Annotated in this window: 2 protein-coding genes; one reads left to right on the forward strand and one right to left on the reverse strand. The window is 73.1% G+C overall.

Annotation, left to right across the window (positions count from 1 at the left end; genetic code table 11):
• The first annotated feature begins 244 nt into the window (after positions 1–244).
• The gene (locus ACY5KJ_RS14180; protein ID WP_462189204.1) at positions 245–1,594 is read left to right on the forward strand and encodes a DUF1015 family protein; all 1,350 of its coding nucleotides are present in this window, start codon (positions 245–247) and stop codon (positions 1,592–1,594) included.
• A gap of 105 nt (positions 1,595–1,699) precedes the next feature.
• Here ACY5KJ_RS14180 and ACY5KJ_RS14185 read toward each other — a convergent pair whose 3' ends face one another.
• Complete coding sequence (locus ACY5KJ_RS14185) at positions 1,700–2,569, reverse strand: tetratricopeptide repeat protein (protein ID WP_462203558.1); 870 nt, start codon at positions 2,567–2,569, stop codon at positions 1,700–1,702.
• Between the last annotated feature and the right edge of the window lie 1,374 nt (positions 2,570–3,943).

Raw genomic sequence — 3,943 nt, forward strand, 5'->3', positions numbered from 1 at the left:
CAGGCACCAGGCACATCCTCGAGGTCCGCAGCTCCAGTGTCGCCGCAAAGCCACCCGACGTACCTCGAGATCCCCATAACGATCAGGTGTGCGCTGTCCACCGTCCCGCCGCTCCGATGGCACGCTCGCACTACGTAAAGGTGGTGAAATGTTCCTCTCGCCCGGTTGGGCCGGCCGGAACACGGGCGGTCAGTGGCGAGGGCACTCCCGGGTCACACCGGGTCCGCACTCTCGGGGCCCTACGATGCGGCTCATGGTTGACGCCGATCGTCCCGTTCCCGCCCCGGCGGGTCTCGTGCTCGCCCCGTTCCGGGCCGCACGATTTCCGTCCTCCGGGCCGGACCTCGCCCCGCTGACCTCCCCGCCCTACGACGTCATCGACGACGCCGAGCGGGCGGAACTCCAGGCGCGCGACGAGCACAACGTGGTACGGCTCATCCTCCCCGGGGAGGACTACGACGGGGCCGCCCGCACGCTGCGGGCATGGCTGGACAGCGGGGTGCTGCGTCGCGACGAGAAGGCCTCCGTCTACGTCTACGAGGAGGAGCAGGCCGGCCATGCCCAGCGCGGGCTGATCGGGGCGGTCGCGCTGACCGATCCGGATGCGGGGATCATCCTCCCGCATGAGAACACCATGGCGGGCCCGGTCTCAGACCGGTTGGCGCTGACCCGCGCGACCCGCGCGAACCTGGAACCGATCTTCCTGCTCTACGCCGGCGGCGGCGAGACCAGCCGGGTGGTCTCGATGGTGGTCGCCACGACGCCACTGGTGGAGACGTCCACGGGCGACGGGGTGACGCACCGGCTCTGGGCCATCGACGATCCGGCGGTCCTCACCGCCATCGCCGCGGACCTGCTGCCCCGGCGCGCGGTGATCGCAGACGGCCACCATCGGTACGCCACCTACCGCCAGTACCAGGCGGAACGGCACGCCGCCGGGGATGGTTCGGGTCCCTGGGACTTCGGCCTGGCCTTCCTCGTCGACGCGACCGTCTCGGGGCCCCAGGTGCACGCCATCCACCGGGTGGTGCGTGGTCTCGGGCTCGCCGAGGCAGTGCGGCGGGCCGCCGAGGTGTTCACCGTGCGTCAGCTCGCCGGGCCCGGCGAGGGCGGTACCGCTGCCGGAGGTGGTACCACTGCCGGGGATGCCGGTGGCGTGGGGCCGGCAGGCGCGGACCCGGACGCGCTGGTGGAGGAGCTGGCCAAGGCCGGGCAGGGCGGGCACGCATTCGTGGTCACCAACGGCACCGCGGCCTACCTGCTCACCGAGCCCGACCCCGACCTGCTCGCGCGTAGTCTGCCCCCCGAGCGGTCGGCGGCCTTCCGTGGACTCGACGTCACCGTCACTCATCTTGCGTTGATCGTGGACGTCTGGGGGTTGACGGACACGGTGGGCGTGGTCGACTACCACCACGACGCGCCGGCCGCGATCGCCGCGGCGGCTGCGGCGGGAGGTACCGCGCTGCTGCTCAACCCCACCCCGATCGCCGATGTGGCGGCCGTCGCCGAGGCCGGCGAGCGGATGCCGCGCAAGTCGACGTTGTTCACCCCGAAGCCGCGCACCGGACTCGTGCTGCGTCCACTCGACGACTGACCGGCGTACGCATGACCGGCGTAGGTACGGTCCGTCTCCACCGCGGACCCACCTCCCCGCAGACCCACGGATACCGCGGGCGGAGTGGCCCTCGGCCGGACGGTCCTACCCCTCGGTCTTCGTCCCCTCGGTCTCGAGGCCGGGGCCAGGGGCGTCACCATGATCAGTAAGATCATGGTCGGTAACGTCCTGATCGACATTCGCTTCGGTATTCGCCTCGGTCCCGGCGTCCGCGCCGGGATCGGCCCGATCGGAGAGCAGGAGATCCACGCCGTCCCGCGCAGCCTCCTCGCTCTCCTCGGGGAGAGGCCGACCAGTCATGATCAGATACGCGCGGGCGTCAGCGTCAGTCTCTCCTTCGTCGATCGCCGCCGTGGAGGTGAACCAGCGTGCGGCCTCCTCGGGACGACCGGCGGCAAGCAGCGCCTCGGCATAGGCGTACCAAAGACGGGCGGTCCACGGCGCGGGCGGCGTCTTGGCCGTGGCCAGATCCCGCAGCAACACGACGGCGGCCTCCGGCTGACCGAGGTCCCGGCGGGCCCCGGAGACGACGATGAGCATCTCCGCCCGAGCGGCCGGATCAAGCTGGTCGATCTGCGGATCCCGCAGGTAGGCGACGGTACGCTCCGGCCGGCCCAGCCCCCGTTCGCTGTCCGCCATCAGCGGCAGGTTGTGCGCGGAACCGTCCATCCGACGAGCGGCCCGAAGTTCCACCAGGGCCGTCGCGTACTCCCCCGCGTGGTAAGCCGCGATACCGACCGCCTCGCGCACCGCGGGCAGGCGTGGCACTCGATCGGCGGCGGCGCGGGCGTGGGCAAGCGCGCGGGCGGGATCGTCGTCGAGCAGCAGGGCGGTTGCGACGAGATGGCGGGCGATCGTGTCGGCGAGTGACGACGGCAGCCCCCGAAGGGAGCGGCGCACGTCGTGGTCCAGCAGGTCCGCGCGGGCCTCGTCGGGAAGTGGCGGAGCCGGCACCCGGGCCCGCCGGCTGCCCTGCTCAGTCTGATCTGTCCGGCCAGCCCGGTCGGTTCTGTCGGGCCGGCCCGGCCCGGTCGGACGGCCGCCGCGGGGGCCGCCGCCCCCGGGCCTGGAAGCCTCGGTGAACGGCCGGCCGCGGTGCTCGGCGCGAGCGGCGCCGTCGCGGCGGGCCCCTCCACCGCTGGTGTCCCGGGACTCCCGCGTCTCCCGGGACTCCCGGCCTCGATCGCCGCCGGGCCGCAGGCCGGCCGAGCGCGTACCCGCGGGACGGTCGCCATCGGAACGCCAGACTCTGCCGTGAGTCGGCCGTTCAGGGCCGTCGTGCCGGGGCTGCGGGCCGTCGCTGCTGGCCCGGGCCTGCTCGGGCCGATGGAATACCGAGGAGTCGCGCCCCGGTCTGCCGTGGTCGGGACGGCTAGTCGGCCTTCCGGACCGACCGGTCTCCTCCGCGCCCGGCCGACCTCGACGCTCGCGCCAAGCTGCCTCGGCGGCACCCCGGTTGCGGGCGGAGGCTCCGTTCGCGCCCCGGTCACCGCGCGGGCCGTCGGCTCGGGAGAATCGCTCACCGCCAGCCGCCGGGGCACGCCCAGCGCCAGTCCCCTCCGGACGCCGAGCCCCACCCGGGCGGCGGTCGAACGAGGAAGCCGAGGAGGAAGAGGAGCTGGAGGAACTACCGGATCCCGCATCGCCCGCACGCGGCGATCCGCCGTACCGGGTGTTGCCGTACCGGGTGTTGGAGTCCGAACCCCTGGAGCGGTCCGGCCGGCCCTGGCCCTCCGGGCCGCGGCGGAACTGGCCCGCCCCACCCCGCGTTCCACCCCGCGCACCGCTCTGCCCGCCGCCGCGCGCACCCTGGCGCGCACTCTGGTCGCCGCCGCGCGCACCCTGGCCCACACCCTGGGAGGAGCCGCCCTGTCCGCGCGACGCGCCGGTCCCGGATCCACCGCCCCGCCTTACACTCGGGGCATCGCCACGCACCGTGCGCCCGGCGCGACGTCCCTCTGTCGGCACGCCACGATCACCTGAAGCGTCCCGATCACGCCGCTGCGGGTGTGGGGACGCGAACGGCGTCGTCCCGCCTCGCTGACTGGCTCTGTCTTCCCTCGGCATGACCGGCGACTTCCCTTTCATCCCGCATGTACCGCGGTCGCGGCTGCGGGTCCCTCGTGATCCGGATGCGCCCGCAGGCCGCCGGGCTTCCGACGCGGACACCACGGCGCCCGAAATCGTCGGCTGTGCTTCGGATGTTGCATATGTACGTCGGTCCAGGTTCACCCGGGTCCACCATGGTGCGGTGATGCCACAACCCTCAACGATACGACGTCCGGACCGGTGATGACCGGGTCCACCCGGTGGCCATCCCAAAAAAGA

Source organism: Frankia sp. CcWB3 (genome assembly GCF_977927595.1).